Origin of the sequence: Helicobacter sp. 12S02232-10 (genome assembly GCF_002272895.1) — a bacterium.
Classification (GTDB): Bacteria; Campylobacterota; Campylobacteria; order Campylobacterales; family Helicobacteraceae; genus Helicobacter_J.
In genome coordinates, this window is the sequence record NZ_MLAQ01000005.1 from 23,091 (window position 1) to 49,092 (window position 26,002).

At 36.9% G+C, this 26,002-nt stretch carries 21 protein-coding genes; 3 read left to right on the forward strand and 18 right to left on the reverse strand.

Features of this window, described 5'->3' with window-relative positions:
* Window positions 1-18: 18 nt before the first annotated feature.
* The 5 genes from miaA to BKH41_RS05100 form a co-directional block, all read right to left on the reverse strand.
* Entirely contained in the window at window positions 19-891 is an 873-nt protein-coding gene (miaA, locus tag BKH41_RS05080; RefSeq protein ID WP_257875422.1) for a tRNA (adenosine(37)-N6)-dimethylallyltransferase MiaA, read from the reverse strand.
* Window positions 892-1,066: 175 nt separating this feature from the next.
* Window positions 1,067-2,524, reverse strand: a complete 1,458-nt coding sequence (gene prpD / locus BKH41_RS05085; protein ID WP_095297629.1) for a 2-methylcitrate dehydratase — start codon at window positions 2,522-2,524, stop codon at window positions 1,067-1,069.
* Window positions 2,525-2,542: 18 nt separating this feature from the next.
* Window positions 2,543-3,664: a 2-methylcitrate synthase gene (gene prpC, locus BKH41_RS05090; RefSeq protein ID WP_095297631.1), complete on the reverse strand. Its 1,122-nt coding sequence runs from the start codon at window positions 3,662-3,664 to the stop codon at window positions 2,543-2,545.
* 10 nt (window positions 3,665-3,674) lie between these two features.
* The gene (gene prpB / locus BKH41_RS05095; RefSeq protein WP_095297633.1) at window positions 3,675-4,544 is read right to left on the reverse strand and encodes a methylisocitrate lyase; all 870 of its coding nucleotides are present in this window, start codon (window positions 4,542-4,544) and stop codon (window positions 3,675-3,677) included.
* On the reverse strand, window positions 4,541-6,448 hold the full coding sequence (locus BKH41_RS05100; protein ID WP_095297636.1) for a propionyl-CoA synthetase: 1,908 nt from the start codon (window positions 6,446-6,448) through the stop codon (window positions 4,541-4,543). Before BKH41_RS05100 ends, prpB begins: the two co-directional genes overlap by 4 nt.
* 143 nt (window positions 6,449-6,591) lie before the next feature.
* Here BKH41_RS05100 and BKH41_RS05105 point away from each other — a divergent pair, with 143 nt between their 5' ends.
* Complete coding sequence (locus tag BKH41_RS05105) at window positions 6,592-7,524, forward strand: hypothetical protein (protein ID WP_095297638.1); 933 nt, start codon at window positions 6,592-6,594, stop codon at window positions 7,522-7,524.
* A 43-nt stretch (window positions 7,525-7,567) separates the two neighbouring features.
* On the opposite strand, the gene BKH41_RS05110 is transcribed toward BKH41_RS05105, so the two are convergent.
* The 13 genes from BKH41_RS05110 to tig form a co-directional block, all read right to left on the reverse strand.
* Entirely contained in the window at window positions 7,568-9,274 is a 1,707-nt protein-coding gene (locus BKH41_RS05110) for a 4Fe-4S binding protein (protein ID WP_257875414.1), read from the reverse strand.
* A 92-nt stretch (window positions 9,275-9,366) separates the two neighbouring features.
* Window positions 9,367-10,221, reverse strand: a complete 855-nt coding sequence (gene fdhD / locus BKH41_RS05115) for a formate dehydrogenase accessory sulfurtransferase FdhD (RefSeq protein WP_257875415.1) — start codon at window positions 10,219-10,221, stop codon at window positions 9,367-9,369.
* Window positions 10,211-11,215 carry a formate dehydrogenase subunit gamma gene (locus tag BKH41_RS05120; RefSeq protein WP_095297640.1) on the reverse strand — a complete coding sequence of 335 codons (1,005 nt, stop codon included), beginning with the start codon at window positions 11,213-11,215 and terminating at the stop codon, window positions 10,211-10,213. The genes fdhD and BKH41_RS05120 overlap by 11 nt, the downstream gene beginning before the upstream one ends.
* Window positions 11,216-11,224: 9 nt before the next feature.
* Entirely contained in the window at window positions 11,225-11,869 is a 645-nt protein-coding gene (fdh3B, locus tag BKH41_RS05125; RefSeq protein WP_095297642.1) for a formate dehydrogenase FDH3 subunit beta, read from the reverse strand.
* Between the two features lie 9 nt (window positions 11,870-11,878).
* A complete protein-coding gene (locus BKH41_RS05130; RefSeq protein WP_095297644.1) occupies window positions 11,879-14,698 on the reverse strand; it encodes a molybdopterin-dependent oxidoreductase in 2,820 nt (939 codons plus the stop codon).
* 25 nt (window positions 14,699-14,723) lie between these two features.
* On the reverse strand, window positions 14,724-14,939 hold the full coding sequence (locus BKH41_RS05135) for a hypothetical protein (protein WP_257875416.1): 216 nt from the start codon (window positions 14,937-14,939) through the stop codon (window positions 14,724-14,726).
* Window positions 14,940-15,007: 68 nt separating this feature from the next.
* A complete protein-coding gene (locus BKH41_RS05140) occupies window positions 15,008-15,625 on the reverse strand; it encodes a hypothetical protein (RefSeq protein WP_095297648.1) in 618 nt (205 codons plus the stop codon).
* 354 nt (window positions 15,626-15,979) lie between these two features.
* On the reverse strand, window positions 15,980-18,025 hold the full coding sequence (locus BKH41_RS05145; protein ID WP_095297650.1) for a heavy metal translocating P-type ATPase: 2,046 nt from the start codon (window positions 18,023-18,025) through the stop codon (window positions 15,980-15,982).
* Between the two features lie 145 nt (window positions 18,026-18,170).
* The gene (locus tag BKH41_RS05150) at window positions 18,171-19,682 is read right to left on the reverse strand and encodes a YifB family Mg chelatase-like AAA ATPase (protein WP_095297652.1); all 1,512 of its coding nucleotides are present in this window, start codon (window positions 19,680-19,682) and stop codon (window positions 18,171-18,173) included.
* A gap of 21 nt (window positions 19,683-19,703) precedes the next feature.
* The gene (gene def, locus BKH41_RS05155; RefSeq protein ID WP_095297654.1) at window positions 19,704-20,222 is read right to left on the reverse strand and encodes a peptide deformylase; all 519 of its coding nucleotides are present in this window, start codon (window positions 20,220-20,222) and stop codon (window positions 19,704-19,706) included.
* Window positions 20,222-21,295 carry a diguanylate cyclase gene (locus tag BKH41_RS05160; RefSeq protein WP_095297656.1) on the reverse strand — a complete coding sequence of 358 codons (1,074 nt, stop codon included), beginning with the start codon at window positions 21,293-21,295 and terminating at the stop codon, window positions 20,222-20,224. Before BKH41_RS05160 ends, def begins: the two co-directional genes overlap by 1 nt.
* Before the next feature lie 16 nt (window positions 21,296-21,311).
* On the reverse strand, window positions 21,312-21,899 hold the full coding sequence (gene clpP, locus BKH41_RS05165) for an ATP-dependent Clp endopeptidase proteolytic subunit ClpP (RefSeq protein WP_095297658.1): 588 nt from the start codon (window positions 21,897-21,899) through the stop codon (window positions 21,312-21,314).
* Window positions 21,899-23,293, reverse strand: a complete 1,395-nt coding sequence (tig, locus tag BKH41_RS05170) for a trigger factor (RefSeq protein WP_095297660.1) — start codon at window positions 23,291-23,293, stop codon at window positions 21,899-21,901. The genes clpP and tig overlap by 1 nt, the downstream gene beginning before the upstream one ends.
* Window positions 23,294-23,376: 83 nt before the next feature.
* On the opposite strand from tig, the gene fliI reads away from it, so the two are divergent.
* Together fliI and BKH41_RS05180 are read left to right on the forward strand one after the other, a co-directional pair.
* Window positions 23,377-24,678, forward strand: coding sequence for a flagellar protein export ATPase FliI (gene fliI, locus BKH41_RS05175; protein WP_095297662.1), 1,302 nt, complete (start codon window positions 23,377-23,379; stop codon window positions 24,676-24,678).
* Between the two features lie 133 nt (window positions 24,679-24,811).
* Window positions 24,812-25,981, forward strand: a complete 1,170-nt coding sequence (locus BKH41_RS05180) for a NifS family cysteine desulfurase (protein WP_095297664.1) — start codon at window positions 24,812-24,814, stop codon at window positions 25,979-25,981.
* Window positions 25,982-26,002: the final 21 nt, after the last annotated feature.

Consider the following 26,002-nt stretch of genomic DNA (forward strand, 5'->3'; position numbering starts at 1 on the left):
CACAGATTTAATCATTACTTATCTTGTATTTTGGCAAATGGCGTTAAAGATTTCTTTAGGGCTTAAATGTGAAATATTTTGAAACTGCGTTCTGTTAAAGGTACTTTGGCGTTTGGCAAGTTGGTTTGTATGGATACAAATCTCTTCTTCAAGCGCTTTGATAGAGATATTTCCATCCAAATAAGAGATGCATTCTTTAGGACCAATGGCTTTAAAAGGTTGGGAATCTCTAGGGTATTTTTGAATCAAACAAGCGATTTCTTCGATAATGCCTTCTTGAATCATTTTTGCACTTCGTATCTTGATATTTTCCCTTAGGGCTTCTTTTGGAATTGCTATGGAATAGAGTTTTATAGGATATGAAAAAGGGATTTTGGGATTGTTTTTGAAATATAGGCTTGGAGGTGTTTGGGTGCTGAAAAAAATTTCTAAGGCCTTATGGATACGGTAGCTGTCATTAGGCTTGATAGCAAGGGAATAAAGTGGGTCGATTTCAGATAAGAATTGGTGTGGGTCTTTTTGTGTTTTGATGAAGTCTTGCAACTTTTGTTTTTGTTCATCATTGATTTGAGGCATAGGGCTTAGCCCCTCAATGATGGATTTGAGATAAAAGCTGCTGCCCCCTGTAATGAGTAGAGTTTTTTTTGAAGTTTTTTGAATGGCGTTTTCCAAAAGAGTTTTGAATATGATGGCATTGTTGTGTTCGGTGATGTCAAGTTCGTTTATGCCATAGTGCTTGATGCGGGCAAGTTCGTGTTGCTTGGGTTTAGCTGAAGCAATATTGATTTGGCGATAAATTCCAAGCGAATCTAAAGAAAAAATTTCAGCATTGATGCATTCAGCAATTTCTAGTGCAAGGGCAGATTTTCCACTTGCACTAGATCCTAAAATCCCAATCAGTGTAATGTCTTTTTTTGCACTATTTATCTCTTTCAATCCCGACTCCTATAAGTTTTAGTTTAACATATTTTCGGATTTTTGGGGATTAGTTTAGAGATGTCGCACGCGTAATGTTGTGCGACTTGTAATGTTTGGTGATTTTTGATCAGTTTTGAAAAAGAAAATTTTACAATGAAAACAGATCGCTAAACTCATTAAAAGGTGTATTTTCTAAATCCGTCTTAGAAGCACAGAGATTTTTGATTTGAGTGCATTTTTTCGGGCTTAGTCTTGTAGCAAGATTGGCATTGAATTTTTCAATTAGAAGCGGGATACCTTCTTTTCTTCTTCTGCGATGTCCGATGGGGTATTCAACCTCAACTTTTTGGCTTTTTGAGCCATCTTTATAAAAAATTTGCACGGCGTTGGCAATAGAGCGTTTATCTTGTTCTAAATATTCTTTGGTGTAGCGATCATCTACGACTACTTCCATTTTATTTCTAAGAGAATCAATTCTTGGATCTTTGGCAAAAGAGTCTTCATAATGTTCAGCATTTAAAGAACCATAAATCAAAGGTACTGCAACCATATATTGGATACAATGATCCCTGTCAGCAGGGTTGCTTAAAGGTCCGACTTTGTTAATGATACGGTGAGCAGATTCTTGGGTTGTGATGATGATTTTTTCAATGTCTTCAAGCTTGTCTTTGGCTTCTTCATAAAGTTTTAAAGCCGCCTCAACAGCGGTTTGGGCGTGGAATTCAGCTGGAAAACTGATTTTGAAAAGAACGTTTTCCATTACATAGCTTCCAAAAGCTTGAGGAATGCTGAGTTTAGAACCTCTCATTTTGACATCTTCAAACCCCCAAAATTTAGCACTCAATGCACTTGGATATCCCATTTCTCCACTGATGGATTTTAAAGCTAGATTTACCCCTCTTGAACTTGCATCTCCTGCTGCCCAAGATTTTCTTGAACCTGTATTGGGGGCGTGGCGGTAGGTTCTAAGCGCTCCGCCATCTATGAATGCTTGAGAAAGGGCATTGCGAATTTCTTCAAAGCTCCCTCCAAGAAGTGCGCACGAAATTGCACTTGAAGCAATTCTTACAAGTAAAACGTGGTCAAGCCCGACTTTATTGAAGCAGTTTTCAAGAGCTAAAACTCCTTGAATTTCGTGGGCTTTTATCATTGCTGTAAGCACATCTTTGACTTTTAAGGGGGGTTTGCCCTCAGAGATATTTTTTCGACTCACATAATCACTAACTGCCCAAATTGCACCCAAATTGTCAGAAGGATGTCCCCATTCGCTTGCAAGCCAAGTATCATTAAAATCCAACCATCTTACCATTGCTCCGATGTTAAAGGCACCGCGTTCGGGATCAAGTTGGTAGCTTGTACCTGGAATCTTTGTTCCCAAAGGTCTGAATTCAGCTCCTTCTACAACCGGCCCTAAAAGCTTGGTGCATTGAGGGAATTTAAGGGCTAAAAGCCCACATCCTAAGGTATCCATTAAGCAATATCCAGCTGTTTCGTATGCTTCTTTTGAAGTAATTTTAAAATTTAAAGCATATTCTGCTATTTCTGATAAAAGCGGATCAAAGTCAGGTCTTTTGGTTTCAAGAACTCCCATATCTTTATTATTCATAAAATCTCCTTTTGTTATTTATCTTTTTTCTATGGGGACATAAGGTCTATTTTCAGGACCTATATATTCTGAGCTTGGGCGAATGAGTCTATTATCTTGTCTTTGCTCAAAAATGTGAGAGAGCCATCCTGCTGTTCTGCTCATAATAAAAATCGGCGTAAAGTAGGCTGTTGGAATGCCCATAAAATGGTAAGTTGAGGCACTATAAAAATCAAGGTTTGGAAAAAGTTTTTTCTCTTCCCACATTAGTTTTTCTATTGCTTCTGAAATTGGATAGATGATTTTGTTTCCAACATCTTGAGCAAGTTTTTTGCTCCATTCTTTAATCACTACATTTCTAGGGTCGGCTTTGACATAGACACGATGACCAAAGCCCATAATTTTGGCTTTTTGAGCAAGTTTTTTTTGCACTCCTTTAAATGCTTCTTCAGGTGTGGAGAATTCTGCGATAAGATCCATTGCAGCCTCGTTAGCTCCTCCGTGTAGAGGACCCCTTAAAGCTCCGATTGCTGCTGTGATAGCTGAATAGGTGTCTGAAAGGGTTGAGGTTACGATTCGCGCTGTGAATGTAGAGGCGTTGAATTCGTGTTCTGCATAAAGGATTAAGCTGACATTCATTGCTTTAATCCAAAGTTCTTTTGGGGGTTTTAAATGGAGTTTTTCCAAGAAATATCCTGCAATGCAATCTTGCTCGCTTTGTGTATCGATCTCTGTTTGATTCAAATGATAGTGGTGCCAAAAAGCTAGGATTGAGGGAAAGATACCAAGAAGCCTGATGGCAATATCTTCTTGATTACTAAAATCAGGCTTTTCTTTTTCCACACAGCCTAATAATGAACAACCTGTTCGCATAACATCCATTGGATGAGCATCTTTGGGAATGAGTTTGAGCCCTTCTTTGAGTGCATTTGGAAGGGCGCGTGCGGCCTTAAGTTTGTGCTTAAAAGTTTGCAATTCACTTTTTTTTGGGAGGTTGCCAAAAATTAAAAGATATGCCACTTCCTCAAATTCTGACAAGGCAGCTAATTCATAAATGTCATAACCTCTGTAATTTAATCCGTGACCTGTGCCTACTGTGCAGATTGCAGATTTTCCCGCAATGATGCCAGCAAGTCCCCCAACTTTTTTCTTTGTTTCCATATCAGACTCCTTATTTTTTAAATAATCGATCAAGCTTTTTTTCAAAATCGTGATAATTTAGCATTTCATAAAGTTCATCCCGAGTTTGCATTGAACTTATGCTATTTTTTTGGGTTCCATTTTTTAAAATGTCTTGGAAAACATTTAACGCAGCTTTATTCATCGCTCGAAACGCAGATAAAGGATAAAGAACCATTGAAATGCCTACGTTTTTTAATTCTTGGGTTGTAAAATAAGGCGTTTTTCCAAATTCTGTAATATTTGCTAGTACAGGTACTTTTATGGAATTTGTAAATTGTTTATATTCTTCAAGAGTGTGGATGGCTTCGGCAAAAATCATATCCGCTCCAGCTTCTGTGTAAGCTAAAGCCCTTTCTATAGCAGCTTGTTGGCCTTCGCTTGCGTGGGCATCAGTTCTTGCCATCACAACGAAGTCGGGATCTGTTTTTCCATCTATTGCAGCTTTAATCCGATCGCACATTTCTTCTTGACTTACAAGCTCTTTGTTGGGTCTGTGACCGCATCGTTTTTGGGCGACTTGATCTTCTATGTGGCAGCCTGCAGCTCCTGATTTGGTCAATTCTTTAATGGTTCTTGAAATGTTAAAAGCTCCTCCCCAGCCTGTGTCTGCATCTACCAATAATGGTAATGATGATGCTGAGGTGATCCGTCTTACATCAATGCAGACATCTTCTAGATTTGTCATCCCAAGATCGGGAAGACCAATACTTGCGTTTGCTACTCCAGCTCCGCTAAGATAAAGGGCTTTTGCTCCTGATTTTTCAGCTTGCATTGCACTGTATGCGTTTATAACACCTAAGATTTGCAAAGGGTTATTTTCTTTGATAGCAATTCTAAATTTTTTTCCTGCGCTTATCATTTTTTCTCCTTAATATTTAATGGGTAACCCAATGATTCAATGGCTTTTTGGATTTCACTCAATACACTTTCATCTTCGATGGTGCTGGGAGTTTTCCATTCTTCTCCATCAGCCATTTTTCTCATAGTGGCACGTAAAATTTTTCCGCTTCTAGTTTTAGGAAGACGATTGACTACTGCGACGAGATGGAGGCTAGAAATTGCCCCAATTTCTTCACGTACAATTTGCCTGACTCCATCGCTAATGGCTTCTTTATCTCTGATTATGCCATCTTTAAGAACTACAAAAGCCATCGGAATTTCTCCTTTTAAAGCGTCATTAACTCCGATTACTGCACATTCAGCCACATCAGGATGTTTGGATATAGCTTCTTCCATTCCGCCTGTAGAAAGCCTGTGACCTGCAACATTGATGACCCCATCCATTCGACCCATCACAAAAACATAGCCATCTTTATCAATATAGCCGCTGTCCCCAGTTAAATAATAACCTTTGTAATGGTTGAGGTAAGCACGTTTATAACGGGCATCATCTCCCCATATAGTCATCAGACAAGCCGGAGGCAAGGGAAGTTTAATTACAAGATTGCCGAGTTTTCCATTTTTACACTCTTTCCCTTCATCGTCTAAGACTTTTAGATTAAATCCAGGCATAGGTTTAGTGGGCGATCCGGGTTTGATAGGCATTTGCTCAAGTCCTATAGGGTTAGCAGCGATTGCCCATCCTGTTTCTGTTTGCCACCAATGGTCAATAACGGGTTTTTTTGTTATGGTTTGGATCCATTTTAGCGTATCGCTATCGCATCGCTCACCTGCTACAAAAATTGCTTTGAGATTTTTTAAGTCGTATTTTTTTATCCATTCAGCCTTTGGATCTTCTTTTTTGATCGCTCTAAAAGCAGTCGGGGCTGAAAAGAGGATATTGACTTTATATTCCTCGCATACGCGCCAAAATGCTCCAGGATCGGGAGTTTTTACTGGTTTTCCTTCATATACGATTGTGGTGCATCCATTCATCAATGGAGCATAGACGATATAGCTGTGTCCCACGACCCAACCTACATCACTTGCTGCCCAAAACACGTCGCCAGGTTTGGCATTATAAATATTATCCATTGACCATTTCATTGCCACTGAATGACCGCCATTACTCCTGACAACGCCTTTTGGTTTTCCAGTCGTGCCAGATGTATAAAGAATATAAAGTGGGTCGGTTGCATCAACGGGAACACATTCAACCGGATCTGTTTTTTCTTCTTCAATCTCCCAATCTATATCCCTCCACGGAAGCATATTTGCCCTTTCTTGGGGTCTTTGCCAAATCAGACAAGTGGTGGGTTTATGACTTGATTTTTTGATAGCTTCATCTAGAATCGGTTTGTATTTAATCATCCGACTCACTTCAATCCCGCAAGAAGCACTGATGATAATGCGTGGTTTGGCATCTTCTATTCTTGCTGCTAGTTCGTGAGCTGCAAATCCTCCAAAAACGACTGAATGAATCGCTCCGATACGCGCACAAGCGAGCATTGCAATGAGGGCTTCAGGGATCATAGGCATATAAATAATGACTCTATCACCTTTAACCACGCCTTTATTGATTAAGATGCCTGCGGTTTTGGCCACTCTTTTTCGGAGTTCTTTGTAAGTGAAAGTTTTTTTTGTATCAGTTACTGGAGAATCATAAATAAGAGCAAGCTGATCGCCTCTGCCATTTTCTATATGAAGATCAAGAGCATTGTAGCAGCTGTTCATACAGCCTCCTACAAACCATCTATAGTGGTCGTTCATAACATCAAGCACTTTATCCCATTTATGATACCAATGGACCTTTTTTGCAGCCTCTGCCCAAAAAGATTCAGGGTTTTGTATGGATTCTTTGTAAATCGTTTCATAGTCTGACATTTTGTCGCCTCCTTTTTTTAGGGGTATGCGAATATTCTACTATTTGAGTTGGGATTATTTTTGGACGATTTTGAAGGATATTTATATAATTTTTACACAAAAATGATTAAATTGTATAAAAATTGTGCATTTTAGGAATCGATATGGGGATAAAAAACGGAATTGAAAGACTTATTGCAATTTATAATCGCTATGGTATGAGTATTTCAAAATTTTCTTCAGTTATTGGCAAGGATCGCAGAACGCTAACTTCTTGGATAGATAAGACAACTTCAAAAGAGCCATCTATTCAAGTCAAGAATGCAATTTGCACTTTTTTCAGATATCCTAAAAATATTTGGGATTGCTCTAATGAAGAATTTGAAGAATTACTCAATAAGGTTCCAGAAGAACAAGTTAGAATCATTGATGAGGGGTATGAGGGGGGGCTTGCTTATATTTTAGATAAAGAAAGGGAAGAGAGATTTGTTATTCATCCTAGATTTCCTGGTCCTGCTTATCGTGATAAAATCATTGATTCTCCTTATAAAGTTTCCACTTCTGATTTGGCAAAAAAACTTCGTTTAATTCGCAGCGATCATATTTTGGAATATGGTTTTCGCTCGATTGAGTGGTATAGTATTGAATCGTTATTGAAGTTTGCTTTTTCGCCTATCGGGAATCCTTATACGATGGAGCAAAAAATCCAAATATTAAAGCTTGTTTATGATACCTTTAATGACAACTATAATAAAGGTTTATACTTGTTTGATTCTCATTCTACGAAGCTTTATGGGATGGATACGGCATATATTTCTATCAATCCCAAGCAAAAGATTTTGTTTTTTAAAATGCCTATTGATTCTTTGATTGTTGAAATTTGTAATCAAGTTCTCATTGATAGATTGCACCGCTATTTTACTTCAATGTCTCAGACCCCCAAGCATATTTTAAGAACGGACTCTCCTAAGATTTTGTCAATACTACTTGAGTGTATTAAAACTCGTCGAACGCTTTTGGAATTTTATGAGCAAGTGTCTTTAAAAACTACTTACGGAGAGCTTTTTGCCAACAATATTTCGGTAGATTTACCCTAAGGTGGCGATACCTTTGTAGATTTTATTACACAATGCTATCTTATCAGGTTGTTGTCTGAAAATTTTCTTCAAACATTATTTTTACTTTGCAATCCGCGCAACATTCCAACGTTTTAAGTTTTGCCTTATCATTTCCAAACAAGGGAGTCATCATTGATTTTACTTTTTCGATAGATTTTTTTGTTGCAAATTCTTTTCCGCATTCAATGCAGGCAAACATCTTGTCTTGAGCCATTATTTGATTTTCAAACCAAGTAGAATTTAAACTAATACCCGAAAGTTCCAAAGAAATAGCTTTTTCAGGACAGGAATCGACGCAATATCCACAAGTGGTGCAAAGAGAGGGATTAAATTGTAGAGTAAAATTTGAAGAGTTGGCGCTTAAACTTTCTACATTACACGCTCCCACGCAGCTCATACATAATGTACATAATTCTTCTTTGACATCAATCCGTCCGTATCGAATGAGTTTGCCACTTGCTCCGCTTTTAACCTGTCCGTAATCCTTATTTTTGACTGCAAACCTTAAGCGTTCGGCAAAATGTTTTCTTTTGTATTCATCTGCATTGGGGGAGTAAGTGTAGGTTTGTATTTTTTCTAAAGAATGTATAGCCATATTAAGTTCAGGAAGACTTTTAGCGACATAAAAGCCTGTTTTTTGATAAATATTGTGATAAATATCATTGATGAGTTTGATTGCTTCGTGTGATGAAGAGAAGAGATTTTGAGAGTAATAAACACACGAACTGCCACTTTCTTGTAAGAGCGCAAGAATATGGGCTTCAGAAAGAAAATTTTCTTGATTTAAAATTAAAGGTGAAATGTGGTCGGGAATTTCAAAATCTTTAAGTTCATTTAAAGAGGATTGGGCGATCAAAAGTATTTGGGTATTTTGATAATGTTTGAGTGTTTCATTAAAAGATTGCATATTAAAAGGTGCATATTCAATTGATCCGCTTGGGCAGACAGCGACACATTCCCCACATCCGATACAATCAATTTGCGAGAAACTCAACTCCATAAGAGAATCATTTTTACTCACTCCGAACGTGGGACAGACATTTGCGCATTTATGGCAATAACCATCACCTTTTTTATCAGGTCGTCGATGGTGGTATTGGCAGTTTTGGCTTTGATAGGAAATGGTTGTTTTATATTCGTATGTCCCTATGCGTGAATCAAGTTTTTCAAGCAACGCTTTTTCATCTTCAAATTCGCTTGCTTTTTCAATCCCCATAAAACGGGTTAAATCATCATCTTCATAAAAAATCACAGCTTGAGCAAAAGAAATTTTTCCCATTTCTTCCCCAATCTTGATTTTAGCTTCAAATGCTCCTAAATTCCCGGAAATAGAAAGAATATTTTTTGGATCGATCAAACCTACTTCATAAGATATTTTTTCATAGTTTTGGACAAAATCTAAAAATTCTTTTGCTTCGGAGTTTTTTCCGATTATCAACAGAGTAGGAGAGACCTTAGTATAAAAATCTTTATCGCTTCCATATTCATAACGACTCATTCGTGAAAAATACATTCTCTTGAGATTTTGAGCTTTGATTTCTAGAGGGGCTTTAGAATTTTTAAGATACCAATTGATTTCAGGGGCGTAAATATCACAATTTTTTGGGTTATTTGATACGATAGCATAAATATTTGGTGAGGATGAAAAATGAAGCCATTCTTGTAATAGCGGACGCATAGATTCAGACTGAGAGGTGTTATCTATGAGTAAAAAATCACAAAAATCCATTGCTTAACCTTTTGTTGTCTCTTTGGAGAATTATATATTTTTTTGATTGATAACCCAAAATCCCTATAAGAATCCCTAATTTCTCTTTAATATTATAAATTATGAGGTATTTCCATAGTATTTGATTGGTGTTTTTGGAAAAAATTATCTTTCAAAAGAATTCTAGAGGGGTGAGTATAAATATTGAGTTTATTGTTTCTAGCAAAACCAATCAAAGTGATACCTAGCATTTGAGCTGTTTTTATTCCCAAATGTGTCGCTGCAGCTCTTGAAATTAAAATGGGTATATTGTGCATTGCAGCTTTAATGACCATTTCCATTGAAAGTCTCCCACTCACCAATAAAATAGCTTCAGAAGTTTGGATTCCTTGAAGTTTTGCTTTTCCGATTGCTTTATCAATGGCATTGTGTCTGCCGATGTCTTCGGCATTGATTTGCATATCGTTATCAAATCTCAAAATGGCTTGATGGACGCAACCTGTCGTATGAAATAACAGATTGCCTTTTTCAAAGTCATCAAGATATTTCCAAATTTTTGAGATAGGAACTTCCATTTGTGTGGCAATGAATTTTTCAATGATTTTTCCTTCAAAATTTCCCGTTACACCTACACAACATCCTGAAGTCAGAGTTTTTTCGTGATAGAGATTTTGAAGATTTTCTGCTTTGATTTTTGATTCGATATGCACGCTTAACCCATCGGAGGCAATAGAAATATTTTTAATATCTTCTACGCTTTCAATCACGCCTTCGCTTAGGAGGAAACCTACAGCGTGGGCATCTTGATCTTTGGGGATACTCATTGTGGAAATGATTTTTGTTCCGTTTAAATACAGAGCAATTCTTTCTTCAGCTACAATGGCGTCTTCTTTGAGTATGGCGCGATTGTTTGTTTTGTCTATAAGTGTATAAGGAATTGTTTTTGTAAAAGGTTTGCTATCTGCCACCTGTCAGCTCCTGGTAATAAAACCCGTGCATAATAGCTAGTTCCTCTTCCCCCATATTTCCATCTAGTATTGACTCAATAGCTCCTTCTATGGCAAATAAAGCCATATAGATATGGGTAATGAGCATTGCAATGATTCCAAATCCCAATACATTATGAATGATAGCAGTGAGTCTTAAAAAATTAATATCTCCATAAAAGAAATGCATAATAAGACCGGTTCCTGCCATAATGAACCCCCCAATCGTGGCAAGCCAGAACCATATTTTTTGCCCCGCGTTGAATTTGCCTGCGGGAACAGGAGTTTTTGAAGTGGAGAGATAACCCCCCATCATCTTGAACCATCCAAGATCATAAAGTTTAAATAAGGCGGGTTTTAACCACATTAAAAACATCAGCACTCCAAAAAGAATAAAAACAAAGGTAGCAAAGAAATGAATATTTTTGGCAAGCCTGATGGGATACCCTCCACCAAGCTTATCTCCAAAAATCATCATCAATCCCGTGAGACAGATGACCATAAAAGGAACGGCTGCTCCCCAATGTACCAAGATGTTATAGTTGGAGAATACTTTAAATTTTTTGCCGTGTTGGAATCTCTTTTTTCCTACGATTTTATAATGTCCAAAAAATGCCAGAATCACCACAATGATTACGCCTGCAAATATCGGGGCAAAGAACTTATTTTGTAAAATCGTAAAAATCTGTCCTAAACCTTTTATTCCCCGAATGCCTGTGATTTTTTCTCCATTTTCAAGTACGCCTATATTCATGCCTTGCATTTGCATCACTGAACCACTAACGACGCCTGAAGTAGGGGAATTAATTCCCCAATTTTTGATGGCTTCAATTTGATGGGTTCCATAGATTTTTGTATTGTAATTAAAATTCACTGGCTTTTGGGCGTTTTCTTTCCCTAAGGCGATTTGGGAGTTCAAACCAAACAGGAGAAGCAATCCCAAAGCTCCCTTTAAAAAAGTTTTAGAAATATTCATAAGCTTCTCCTAAAATGTGTCTCCATAAGCTTTGCTCCAAGTATAGGGAACTTTTGGCGTCCCATTTCCACGATTGAGGGCTCTTTCTCTAATAATGCCACTGACTTCTTTAGAGCTTCCAGCCAATAGCGCTTTGGTTGAACACATCGCTGCACAAGCAGGCACTTTTCCCTCTGCAATTCGATTTTGTCCATAGAGTTCAAATTCTTTTTGGCTATGTGTGGGGGCGGGACCTCCGGCACAGAAAGTACATTTATCCATCGAACCTCTTGAACCAAATACATCGTTAGTTGGGAATTGAGGTGCGCCAAAAGGACAGGCATAGAGGCAATACCCACACCCAATGCATGTTTCTTTATTGTGTAATACGATCCCGTCAGCTCTAATATAAAAGCAATCTACAGGACAAACTTTTGCACACGGAGCATCTGCACAGTGCATACAGGCGATTGAGATAGATTTTTCTTTTCCTACAATGCCTTCATTGAGAGTAACAACCCGTCTGCGACTTATGCCAACAGGCAAATGATGTGCTTCTTTGCAGGCTACATCACACCCGTGACAATCAATGCAACGATTGTCGTCGCAATAAAATTTAATGCGGGAATGATCGGGAATTTGAAATCCTTGCGGATTTGAAGCAGTATTGCTCATATTACCTCCTTAAGCTTTTTCTATGCGACATAGACCGCATTTGGTTTCAGGGCACGCCGTATTGTAATCAAAACCATAGCTTGTTACCATTGATGCGCACTCTCCGATTGCATAAGGTTTTGTTCCTTCAGGATAGCGTTCGATTAGATTTTTACCTTCATAAACGCCTGAAAAATTTTGAGGCAAGAAAACATTGTTTTCATCTACGCGGTAGGAATATTTGGCTTTGACTAGAATTTTTGTGCCACTAGTCCCGTGTACCCAAACCATATCGCCATCTTGAATCCCCAAGTTAAGCGCGGTATTAGGATGGATTTCGACAAACATTTCGTGATAAAGCTCGGCCAAATACTTTGCACTCCTAGTTTCTGTTCCTGTTCCCATATGCGCAACAAGTCTTCCTGTAAGCATATTGAGCGGGTAATCTTTTTTCCAATCTTTTTCTTTTTGACGCGAAATATATTTTAAATTTGCCCTAAAATTGTCTTTTTTATCAGGGAAGCTTGGATATTTTGCTATCAGATCGGGTCGATAAGTGTGCAATGGTTCTCTGTGGATAGGGATTTTATCATACCAATTCCATACGATCATTCTTGCTTTGCCATTGCCATAGGGGCAAATACCTGCTTGCAAGGATTTTTCTACAAGGATATTTGTAGTGCCGGTAGAAAAAGATGTCCCTTTTACAGCTTCCTTTTCTTTAGGGGTAAGGGTGATGTTCAAAACTTTTTCTATATTATCGGCATTAATGGCAGGATGTCCTGCAATTTTTGCACCAGGGAGTTTTTTAGGAGAGAGCATATTGGTTCCATCGGGAGCCTTAACTCCCCAATTAACTCTGAAGCCCATTCCTCCTTGCATTACAGGAATATTGTCGTTATACATTACGGGTGTGCCAGGGTGTTTTTCACTCCAGCAAGGCCAAGGAAGTCCATAATATTCATCTTTCATAGGTCCCATACCAATAAGAGTTATTTTGTCAAACATATGCCAATTGTCGCAATGTTGTTTCAAACGTTTGGGATTCATTCCTTGTAGTCCTATGCTACGAATACTTTGAGCCATTTCAGTTGTGGCATCATCAGGCCAAATAAATTTCTCTCTCCCATCTTTTTTAGCGATTTCATATAAAGAGCGTTGGAATTCTTCTTTAAATCCTAATCTTTGGGCTAAATCAAATAAAATATCTTGATCTTGCCTGCATTCAAACATAGGCTTTATGACTTGATATCGCCATTGATATGCTCGATTAGTCGCTGCTACTGAACCGCTTGTTTCCATTTGAGAGGCTGCGGGAAGTAAAAACAGATTATCTGTTCTGTCTGTAATGACTGCGACGTCATTGACATAAGGATCGATAAACACAACAAGATCAAGTTTGTCTAGAGCTGCTTTTGTTTTGTCTAGCAAGGAAGTGGTAGAAATCCCGTTGCCAATAACTACAAGAGCCTTAATGGGTGTGCCATTATTATTGGAAAAATTTTGCTCGTCTAAAACGCCAAATCTCCAAGTAGAAAGGGCATAGCCTGTTTTTTCCATCATTTCTTTTGAGGCAAATCGGCTTTGCATCCATTCATAATCCACGTGCCAGTGTTGGCAAAAATGTCGCCAAGAATTTTCTGCAAGCCCGTAGTATCCAGGTAAGGAATCTGAGAGATTGCCCATATCTGAAGCCCCTTGGACATTATCGTGACCTCGGAGGATATTGACACCCCCGCCATTTTTGCCTATATTGCCTAAAATAAGTTGCAAGATAGGCATTATACGAGTATTGTTCGTACCTACAGTATGTTGGGTAAGCCCTTGATTCCAAATCAAGGCAGCAGGTTTGGCTTGGGCCATTTCTCTTGCGACTTTTTGAATCGTTGTTGCAGGGATCCCTGTAATGTTTTCTACGACTTCAAGCGGATATTTTTGAGCTTCTTTAAAGATTTCTTCATACCCATAAACTCTCTCTTTGAGATACTTTTCATCATAAAGTTTATTGGAAACGATGTAATTAATCATTCCATAAATAAATGCTACATCTGTTCCGCTTCTGATACGCACAAATTCATCGGCTTTTGCAGCAGTTTTGCTAAAGTGGGGATCCACACATACAATGCGTGCTCCGGCTTCTTTTGCTCTGAGAATATGCACCATTCCCACAGGGTGATTGACAGCGGGGTTTGCCCCAATAATGAGGATAAATTTAGAAAATTGCATATCTCCTAAATGGTTGGTCATCCCGCCATACCCAAATGTATTCGCCACACCGGCGACTGTAGGGCTGTGTCAGATTCTAGCTTGATGATCGATATTATTAGTTCCAAAAAAAGCGGCAAATTTACGGATGTAGTAACTTTGTTCATTACTTACTTTTGCTGAGCCGATAAACATAACGCTATCAGGACCATTTTTTTCTCGGATATCTTTGAGTTGAGAAGCTATTTTTCCCATTGCAGAATCCCAATCCGTTCGTTCCCATTTTCCATTGACTTTTTCGATGGGATAGCGCAGTCTAGTTTCGCTCCTTACCCGATCGATCATATCTGCGCCTTTACAACAATGCCCTCCTTGACTTACTGGGTGATCTTGGGCAACTTCTTGCCTGACCCAAACCCCATCTTTGACTTCAGCAATAATGCCACAGCCTACCGAGCAGTGGGTACAGATTGTTTTGATTTTTTGAGAACCTGGGTAAGCTTCGCTCAATTTTTGTTCAGAAGCTTTTTTTAAGAGATCTTTAGTGTCATTTCCCAAAGCTTGAGATATACCTGCCACACCTGCTAAAGCTGACATTTTTAAAAAAGCGCGACGATTTTGACGTTTATTGTTTGTTTCGCTCATTTTTTTCCTTTTTGTTTAGATTTGATTATTTAGCTACGCAATAATATTCTTTCCAATATTTCGTATTCCCTTGGTATAAAATTTCTTCTTTATTTGATTTCCCTTCCACTACCCCATCTTGCTTATTTTCTTTGTCACTGCAAGCACTGATTGCCAAACCTCCAATGATACTTACAGCTCCTGCTTTTGTGGTTGTTTTGAGAAATTCGCGACGAGAGTTTTTTTTGTTTTCTTCTTCCAAATTTATCCCCTTGTTTTGATTTTGGGCTGACCCCATCACAAGGCTAAATTTTTAGCCTTGTGATGGGGTCAGTTTGAAAATATGCTTTCCTCTAAATTTAAAAATTCCTCTAAAATGTCGTTGATACGGGTGTACAAAAAGCAATCTTTTCTTTGGGCAATGGCCTTGCAAATAGGATTTTTTATCGGATAAATGCATTGAATAAATAATTCTTTGGCTAAATCAATTTCTTTTTCTTCTAAAAAGCGTCGCATTGCTACAAACAAAAATCCTAAATTTTCTTCACTTTCCTTAAGGAGTTCATCGTTTAAGAAATAATGACTTTTTTTGATAATTTCTTTGACTGCCACAAGACTTTTTCCTCCTATGCAGTTTTCTTGATAGTGAGAAATGTACAGATAAACGGGTTTTTTTTCTTCATTTGAAAAGGGTAGAGAAAAAAGGAGGGTAAATTCTGAAAGAAAATTTTTAATACCATTTTTTAGAAGCTCATTTTCTAAAAACAGGAAGTTTTCTAAATCACTTTCTTTGAGAGCAAAATTTTTTAAAATTGAAATTTGTTTTTTTAACAATTCCTGACGGTTTTTAAGGAGTTCGAATAAAAACAAACCGCTAAAAAAATCATAATATAAAATTCTTGCTTGAACGATTTTACTTTCGATTTGAATTTGGTGGGGAACTTCCATCGTATATTCTTTATTTTATTTTTCGTTGGTTTTGGTAAGCGTTATCTGTTGGTTGATAGATTTGAGACATTATAAACTTCCTGAATTGACTTATCCTATTATGTAAAATTTACATAACATAAAATCTTTACGCTATTTTGCCATTAAACTTGAAAAATGTTATTATAATCGATAGTTTATAAACATTTTAGGGTATTAATGAGTAATTTTGATACATAGATTTTAGAATTTTGTTTCGATTGTTTTATGGGCTCTTAGTTGTATGTGCTGATCAATAAAAGTCGCAAATACCTCTTGTGAGTCAAAAAGGTTAAAATTAGAATGCTTTCAGGGCTTTAAATTTTAATATTGGCTTTAAACTCGCATTGCCCTCATAGCGTTTGCCAATGCAATCAAAGCAACTCCGACATCACCAAAAACAGCTTCCCATAACGTTGCTAAACCAAAAAGTCCCAGCACGATAAAAATTGTTTTCACACCTAAGGCAAAAATAATGTTTTGCCAGATGATTTTTTTTGTTTTTTTGGCGATTTTAAATGCTTTTGCGACTGATGTGATTGAATTGTTAGTGATGATAATATCTGCGCTTTCTTTGCTCACATCACTTGCGCTACCCATACTGATACCTGCATCTGCACTTGCTAAAGTCGGAGCATCGTTGATGCCATCGCCTACAAAGATTGTTTTTCCCTGATGTGATTTTTTGAATTCTTCAAACTTTTGGGCTTTTTCTTCAGGTAAAAGATTGGCATAATAGCCGCAATGCAACATATCAGCTACTTTTTTGGTCGCATAGTTGTTGTCCCCACTTAAAATGCATATATTTTCAATTCCTAGATCTTTTAGTTCTTGAATGCCTTTTTGGGTGTCATCTTTGAGTTCATCAGAAATGATAATATGCCCGATATATTTTCCGTTTGTAGCAATATGAACGACAGTGCCTTCAATGTCACATTGATTATGGGGAATGTCGAATTTGTGTAAAATCTTATCATTGCCTGCAATAATAAGATCTGCATTGCATTTTGCTTTAATTCCGTGCCCGCTTATTTCTTCATATTCTTCTATATGATGAACGTGATGATCTTTATAGGCTGCTTTAATGGAGATGGCAATGGGATGATTGGAGAGGGCTTGGGAGCAATTTGCATATTTTAGAATGTCTTCTTTTGAAAATCCTTTCTCAGGAACTATTTCAGTAACTTTAAATACTCCTTTTGTCAGCGTACCAGTTTTATCAAAAGCAATATTTTTTACTTGAGCTAAAGTTTCCAAATTATTGGCACCTTTGATAAGAATCCCATTTTTGCTTGCTGCACCAATCCCTCCAAAATAACCCAAAGGTATTGAAATCACTAAAGCACACGGACAACTTACCATTAAAACAACTAACCCCCGATAAATCCAATCATTAAAACTTCCATATCCAGCTAATGGGGGAAGTATTGCCACTAGTATGGCAATGAAAAATACTATTGGGGTATAGTATTTGGCAAATACCGTGATGAATTTTTCAGTCCGAGATTTTTTGTTTGCAGCAGTTTGAACGAGTTCAATGATTTTTGCTACTGAAGAGTCTTCATAAAGTTTTTCTACCGAAATTTCAAGCATACCATCAAGATTGATACTTCCCCCTAAGACTTTTTTGCCAGCTTTAACGCTTAAGGGGATAGATTCTCCTGTAAGGGCTCTTTGATCTAGGGTGCTTTTTCCTTTCAATACGATGCCATCTGTAGGTATTTTTTCACCTGCTTTTACGATTAAAATATCATTGATTTTGAGTTGCTGTGGAGTTGTTTGAATGATTTTGTCATTTTGTTTGATATAAGCAACATTTGGGGCTACATCAAGGAGGGCTTTGATAGAATTTTTTGATCGAGAGACAGCAAAATCTTGTAAAAATTCTCCTGCGGCAAAAAATACCATTACTGATACTGCTTCCTCATAAGCTCCGATAAAAAAGGCTGCGATTGTGGCTGAGAGCATCAATACATTTTCATCAAAAATTTGTCCTCTTTTAAAATTATGATAAGCCCCTAAAAAAACTTCTTTTCCAGAGTAAAGATAAACGCCTCCAAGTAAAATATAAGCGAGGATATGCAGAGATTTCAAGTCTGAAAAGTGGAGTAGAAGAATTCCTGCAAAAAATAAAACAATAATACTGATGATAGGCAAAAAACTGATTTTTTTCGACTCGACTTTTTCTTGGATAGGAGAAATTTCAAGATTGAGTTTTTTAAGAAAATCTCGCGTTTTTTCAAAATCACTAGTTTCTAAAAAAAGAGTATTTGTGCTAAAAGAAACTCGAACGCTTTTAACATAGGGCAACTTTTGGAGTTCGCGTTCTATTTTTTCAGCACTATCTACGCAACCTATATCTTGGATGTAATACTTTTGCATTTTAACCTCAAAAAAATGATAACTATTATTATACTATCATATTAAGTCGTCAATTTAACACAAATTTGTTTAAAACAATATAAACTTATTGCTTTAAATTTTCAATCAAAAAAGTTTAGGATTGTTGGAAATATGACTAGAATTATCAAGATCTTCTGTAGCTTAAAGCTTCAAGAATATGATTTTTTTTAATCGTTTCATTATTTTCCAAATCTGCAATCGTCCTAGAAAGCTTTTTGATTTTATTTACGGAGCGTTCTGAAAATCCAAATCGAGAAATTGCTTGAGAAAGAAGATTTTGAGCATCAGATTCAAGCACACAGAAGCGATTGATTTCTTTTTCATCTAATTTACCATTAAGATTTTTTTGTCCTCGCAATATTTGGATTTTGAAAGCATTAAAAACTTGTTGTTGCATTTCTTTGGAAGAAATGCTTGGTTTGGCATTTTCTTCCGTTTCATTCATTTGGACAAATAAATCAATCCGATCCATAAAGGGCTCGCTCAAACGATTTTTATAAGAGATAATTTCTTTATCTTGGCAGCGACAAGTTTTGTGCTTGCTTAAGAGATTTCCGCAGGGACAGGGATTTTGCGCCCCTATGAAGAGAAAAGAAGTGTCATATTGGATTTTACTATGAACTCTAGAGACAATAAGCTGATTATTTTCCAATGGTTCGCGCAGAGACTCAAGAATATCTTTTTTAAAATGAGGCAGTTCGTCAAAAAATAAAATTCCATTGTGTGCTAAAGCGATTTCCCCAGGTTTAGAATCTGTTTGGGTTGCAGAACCTAAGATGCTTGATTTTGAAGCGTTTTGATGGGGATTTCTAAAGCTTCGTAAGGGACTATAGCAAGCTTCTTGCCCGCTAAGAGTTTGGAGTTTGACAGAGTTGATCATATCTTTGATTGTGAGTGGGGGCAAGATATATTTCATTCGTTTTGCAATCATACTTTTGCCACATCCCGGACTGCCTTCAAAAATGATGTTATGAAAACCGCTTGCAGCTATTAAGGCTGCTCTTTTGGCAATTTTTTGACCTTTGACTTCAGAAAAGTCAAGTTCAAAATCATTTGGATAATAGTAGCGTTCGTTTTTAATTTCAAAGGAGGCAAAACCCAAATCTTTAGAATAGGTATCAGGGACTGGATCTTCTTGTTTGATGATCTCTAAGGCTTCGTTAATATGATCGGCATAATAGAAATTTAAATTTGGAATCAAGCAAAACAAATCTTTGCCTCCTTTTGGCACAATCACGTTTGCTTGTGGTGATAAAAGAGCTATGTCAAGAAGTAGAGGATAGATATTGTCGTTGTATTTTATTTTGCCATCAAGACCTAGTTCGCCAAATGCAAACCATTTTTTAGGTGCAATGTTTTCTTTTTGTAAGACGATTAAAATTGCAATTGGTAGATCGAAATGACTGCCATTTTTAGGGAGATCTGATGGCGATAGATTGACAATGATTTTTAAGGGAGGGAAAGAGAAGCCGTTATTTTGGAGGGCTGAATGGATTCTTTGTCTTGCTTCTTGAATGGCATTATTTACAAGACCTGAAATTACAAATCCAGGAAGCGATCGACTAAACGTTACTTCGACTTCGACAATTTTTGCAGATATTCCAGACTTAGTAGCGCATAAAATTTTATTAACCATTTTTGAATGCTTTTTGAGAGATTATTTGGATTCCTTTTGGATTTTTTTGAGTTCTTTTTCAAATTTTTTGCGTTTCAAGATAGGAAGTTTATCAACGAATAAAATCCCATTAAGATGGTCGATTTCGTGCTGGATAGCAATGCTTAAAAGACCTTCACCCTGAAGTATTTTTTTATTTCCGAAGCGATCTTGATAAGCAAGGGTAATTTTTTCAAATCGATCAATTTCTTCATAAAACTCAGGTATAGATAAACAACCTTCGTTCCATTTTAGAGAGCCTTCTTTTTTCAAAAATACAGGATTGATGATTTCAAGGAGATCTTCTTGATATTGTTCATTATCATCTCTAGGGATATTGATAAGAAGCACTCGTTTTTGGACTCCTACTTGAATGGCAGCAAGTCCGACCCCATTTTTTGAATTCATTGTTTCATACATATTATCTAAAAGGCGATGTAAATCTTCATCAAAATTTTTGACTTCTTGGGATATTTTTCTGAGTGTTGGATTGGGATATTTTAGAACTTCTAAAATAGCCATTATTCCTCATCCTGTGGAAAAATTTTATAATCCATCTTCTCATCAAGAGCCATTGTTAAGGCAGAAAGAGCTGAATTTAAGGATTCTTCAGAATTTCTTTGGGGAGAAATTTTGGCAATTCCTACAGAGACATTTAGGGAAATATCTCTATCTCCCAAAAATATGTTTGTTGTTCTTACGGAGTTAATGAATCTATCTGCTGCTTTTATGGCACTTTCAAGGTCAGAGTATTTTAATCCGATACCAAATATTCCATCTCCAAGATACCCGATAATATCGCTTCTTCTTGAAGTTTTTAAAAGTAATTTTGCAATATTTTTGAGCAGAATCATTTGGGTTGATTTTTTGTCAATGTCTTGTTGGATTTTTTTAGATAATGCCATTACTAAAACACTTGAGGAATGGGTAAATTCCTCCATTAGTTTGGTTTCTTTTTCAATCAAGCTTATAAAATAGCGTTTGTTATAAATTCCAAAACGCGAATCATAAATTGTATTTTGGTTGATATCTGAAATAACTTTAGCAGTTTTTTGATAAAGATCTTTGATTTGAGAGAGCTGTGATGAAGTGATGGAATTGATTTTGTCAATATCTTTTACAAAAATAGCAATAGCATTTGAAAGAGCTATTTTGTTATCAATTTTTTCAATATTTTTGGTGTGTTTATCAGTGATAGTTTGCATTAATTGTAAGTTTTTATAAAGCACTGCAATGATATCTAGGATTTGTTTGATATTTTTAAACCCATCTTCCATATTTTTTTCAAAAGAAATAGCACGATCTTCGCCAATGGATTGGAGATCCATAACGTTTTGAATTTTTTCTTTAAAAGAAGATTCTTCTTTTTCAAGCAAGCGTTCAAAATAAAGCTGATAATTTGCTGGAAGTGGAGGAAGATCTTCTTCTTCAAGCTTTTTTAAGGTATCTTGGGCAATTTCGTTTGCTTTTCCTGCTACTTGATCCTCAAGAATATATTCACTATTATTTTCATTTGATTGGGGAATTTCAGGATCTAGTTTTCCAAAGAAAATATTGCTTCCAAATTCAGGGGTTTCTTCTTTTATTTTTCCCATTAGAGCCTCTTCAATTTCATTTTAGACTTTTTTCAAGAACTTTATCAATAATACCATATTCTTTGGCTTCTTGTGCGCTCATAAAAAAATCTCTTTCGGTATCTTGAGAGATTTTTTTGAGTGTCTGAGAAGTATTTTTAGCCATAATTTCATTCAAAATACTTTTAAGACGTAAGATTTCTTTGGCTTGAATTTCAATATCTGTGGCTTGCCCTTGAGCCCCTCCTAGAGGTTGATGGATCATAATCCTAGAGTGAGGCAATGAATATCTTTTGCCTTTTGTCCCACAACTTAAAAGAAAAGCACCTGCTGAAGCGGCTTGTCCGATACAGATTGTGCAAATGTCGGGGCGGATATAATTCATCGTGTCATAAATACTGAATGCACTTGTGATGACACCTCCAGGAGAATTGATGTAAAGATTAATATCTTTTTCAGGGTCTTCAGCCTCTAAAAATAACAGCTGCGCTACTATAGAAGAGGCCACTGCATCATCGATTTCTCCGCTTAAGAGAATGATACGATCTTTAAGAAGTCGTGAGTAAATATCATAACTTCTCTCTCCTCTACCGGTTTTTTCGATTACATAAGGAATATAATTCATTACTCCGCCTTGGGTTTTGGTTTTTTAACAGATTTTTGTGTCTTTGAAGAGGGAGATTCTGGAGTAGTCGCCTCTTTTGAAGATTTTGTTTTTGAAGTTTCTTCAAACTTTTTATCTAAAAGATGAGCAAGTATCTTGTCTTCCACCATTGCCATTTTTATGGCTGGAAGCATATTATTTTGTTTGTAGTATTCAATGACATCTTTTGGATTCTGGCGATTCATCATTGACTCATAATAGATAGTTTGAAATACTTCGTTATCTTCGACGCTAATGTTTTCTTGTTTGGCTAGAGCATCCACGATAAAGGTTATTTTTACGCTTTTTTTAGCATCTTCTCGGAAGCTTTCGCGTTTTTCCTGAGCTTTCTTAGGGTCTGATTTAAGCTCTTCAAGTTCTTTGGGATCAAGGATATTTAATGAATTCCTAAAAAGCAAATCCATTTCTTGCTCTATGATTAAGTCTGGAAGATCGAAATGAATCTTTTTGTCAAGATTCTCAATCAATTGTTCTTTAAGCTCTTCATTATAAAGCTTTGTTTTTTCTTCAAGGGCAAGCTGTTCTTTGATTTTTTTATTCAGAAGTTCTATAGATGGATTTTTTTCTTCAGGTAATAGGGATTTTATGAATTCTTCATCAATTTTTGTCTTATCTTTGACTTGGATTTTGTTTAGTTTGACTTTAAAAATCGCAGGTTTTCCCGCTAAATTCTCTGCTTGATAACTTTCTGGAAACGTGACGTGAATTTCTTTTTCTTCTCCGCTTTTTAATCCGATGAGGGCTTTTTCAAATCCAGGTATGAACTGACCACTTCCGATTGTCAGATCAAAATTTTCGGCTTTTCCACCTTCAAAAGCTTCGCCATTGATAAAGCCTTCAAAGTTGATGTTGGCAATATCATTTTCTGCAAGTTCTTTTTCTTTTTTGGCTTCAATCAAGGGTGCTTTTGCTTTGGCAATTTCTTCTAATCTTTCTTTGATTTGCTTTTCTTCAATCTCTTTTAACTTCACATCAGGAATGCACAAAGGAACTGCATCAAGCTTCAGTTCAGGTTTGAGGCTTATTTTGATTTCCAGATCAATGAAGTCGTCTTTTTTATCAAATTTTGTAATGATAGGATCGCCGATAACGTCTTTAGAATCAATGCCTAATTCTTTGAGGGCAGCTTGGAGGATTTCTTCCACAGCTTCTTTTTGAGCATCTTGCTCTATGTTGTCTTTGTATCTAGTTTTTATGATATTTAAAGGAACCTTTCCTTTTCGGAATCCATCTAATTTGAGTGTTTTAGATATTTTAGTCGCTACTTTGTTGAGTTTGCTTTCGAGGTCTTTTAAAAGCAGCTTGGCATTTACCGACGCATTTGCGGAGTTTATTTTTTTTGTTTCTAAATCCATAGAATTCCTTAGCAAATTAAAGTATAATTTCTGTATTCTAACAAAAAATCCTTTAATAAAAAAGCAAAATCCTAAGGGTCTTTATGTCGCTTGAAAAACTCAGAGTAAAATTAAGTCAAAATATCAATCTTTCACCAAGATATGGCACAATCAGAAAAATATCTCCTAATATCGTCTATGCCGATGGTCTCACGCCATCAGTAGGAGATATTGTAAAAATTGAGCGTTTTGATGGGGTAGAATGCCTAGGAATGGTAACAATAAGCGAGGTTGATACATTTGGATTTACACCCTTTTCTTTTATCGATGGTTATAAGACTGGGGATAAGGTTGTGCTTCAGAAGAAAGGTTTAGTTTTTCCTGTGGGAGAAAATTTGTTAGGCAGAGTTCTTGATCCTTTAGGAAATCCTATTGATGAACAAGGGCCTTTAGAAGATGTTTCTTTTGCCTCTGTGATCGCCCCGCCAATCAAGCCGATGAAACGAGGGCTTATTGATGAGGTTTTTAGCGTAGGAGTTAAAAGCATTGATGGACTTCTTACTTGTGGTAAGGGTCAGAAAATGGGTATTTTTGCCGGCAGCGGAGTGGGAAAATCGACTTTAATGGGGATGATTGTTAAAGGCTGCCTTGCTCCTGTTAAAGTAATTGCCCTGATTGGAGAAAGGGGCAGGGAGGTTCCTGAATTTATCCGAAAAAATCTAAACGGGGATTTGAAAGATACGGTTTTGATTGTGGCTACAAGTGATGATTCGGCTTTGATGCGTAAATATGGGGCATTTTGTGCGATGACGGTCGCAGAGTATTTTAAAAATCAAGGTAGAGATGTGCTTTTTATGATGGATTCAATAACCCGCTTTGCAATGGCACAACGAGAAATCGGATTAGCACTTGGAGAGCCCCCGACAAGTAAGGGTTACCCGCCTTCAGTACTTGCCTTATTGCCGCAACTGATGGAGAGAGCAGGGAAAGAGGAAGGAAAAGGTTCGATCACAGCTTTTTTTACGGTTTTGGTGGAGGGTGATGATCTTTCTGATCCGATTGCTGATCAGGCTAGGAGTATTTTGGATGGGCATATTGTCTTAAGCAGAGAGCTGACTGATTATGGTATTTTTCCCCCGATTAATGTGCTAAATTCTGCCTCTAGGCTTAGTGGGGAAATCATTGATGATAAACACAAAGAGGCCGCAAGAAAATTTCGTCGTTTTTATGCTCTTTTGAAAGAAAATGAAATCCTCATTCGCATTGGATCTTATCAAAAAGGTTTTGATGCTGAATTGGATGAAGCGATGGAGAAAAAAAGCCTAATGGAGGATTTTATTACTCAAGATGAAAATGAAAATATACCCTATGGAGAGAGTGTGCAAAAGTTAATAAATATGATGTAAAATTCTTTCCTTAATATAATTTAAACTTTTTGAAAGATTTTTATTTGTAGATTCTGCCAAACAAAACACCTTAAAAAAATCGAACAATTATAAGTTTTGTTTTGCAATCGTTATATTTATTTAGGAGATGAAAATGCAAAGACGGATTTATCTGGACAATAATGCAACAACTATGGTCGATCCAAAAGTAAAGGCTCTTATGGATCCTTACTTTTGTGATCACTACGGCAATCCCAATTCGCTGCATAAATTTGGGACAGAGATTCATCCTGCGATTGCTGATGCGTTTGATAAGCTTTATGAAGGAATCAACGCGCGCAACGAAGATGATATTATCGTTACTTCTTGTGCAACTGAAAGCAATAACTGGGTGTTAAAAGGTGTGTATTTTGATGAAATTTACACAGGCAAAAAAAATCATATTGTTACTACAGAAGTCGAACATCCTGCTGTAGGGGCAACTTGCAAATTTTTAGAAACTTTGGGAGTGGAAGTCACTTATTTGCCCATCAGTCAAAATGGTATTATTTCTGCTGAGCAAGTCAGAGAGGCCATTACTCCAAAGACAGCTTTGGTCAGTATTATGTGGGCAAATAATGAAACAGGATTGATTTTTCCCATCGAAGAAATCGGAGCAATTTGCAAGGAAAAAGGTGTGCTTTTTCATACTGATGCTGTTCAGGCTATCGGAAAGATACCTGTAGATGTGGTGCGGGCAAATGTGGATTTCTTGTCTTTTTCAGCCCATAAATTTCACGGACCTAAGGGCATAGGTGCTCTTTATATCCGATCAGGAGTCCCTCTTACTCCGTTGTTACACGGCGGAGAGCATATGCGTGGGAGACGTAGTGGGACACTGAATGTTCCTTATATTATCGGAATGGGAGAGGCAATGAAATTAGCCTGCGATTTCTTGGATTATGAAAAAGAAGTGATCGGGCGTTTGCGCAATAAGCTTGAAGATGCTTTACTTGAAATGGATGATGTTTTTGTGATTGGCGATCGTTTGCATCGTGTCCCCAATACGACACTTATAAGTGTGCGAGGTATTGAGGGAGAAGCAATGCTTTGGGATTTAAATAAAGCTGGTATCGCTGCTTCTACAGGGAGTGCGTGTGCGAGCGAAGATCTTGAGGCTAATCCCGTGATGGTTGCCATCGGTGCGGACAAAGAACTTGCTCATACGGCCATAAGACTCTCTTTAAGTCGTTTTAATACTGAGGAAGAGATTGATTATACGATTGAAGTTTTTAAAAAAGCAATTCAAAGATTAAGAAATATTTCAAGCTCTTATGGGGCTTAATACAAAGAATAAATAGTTATT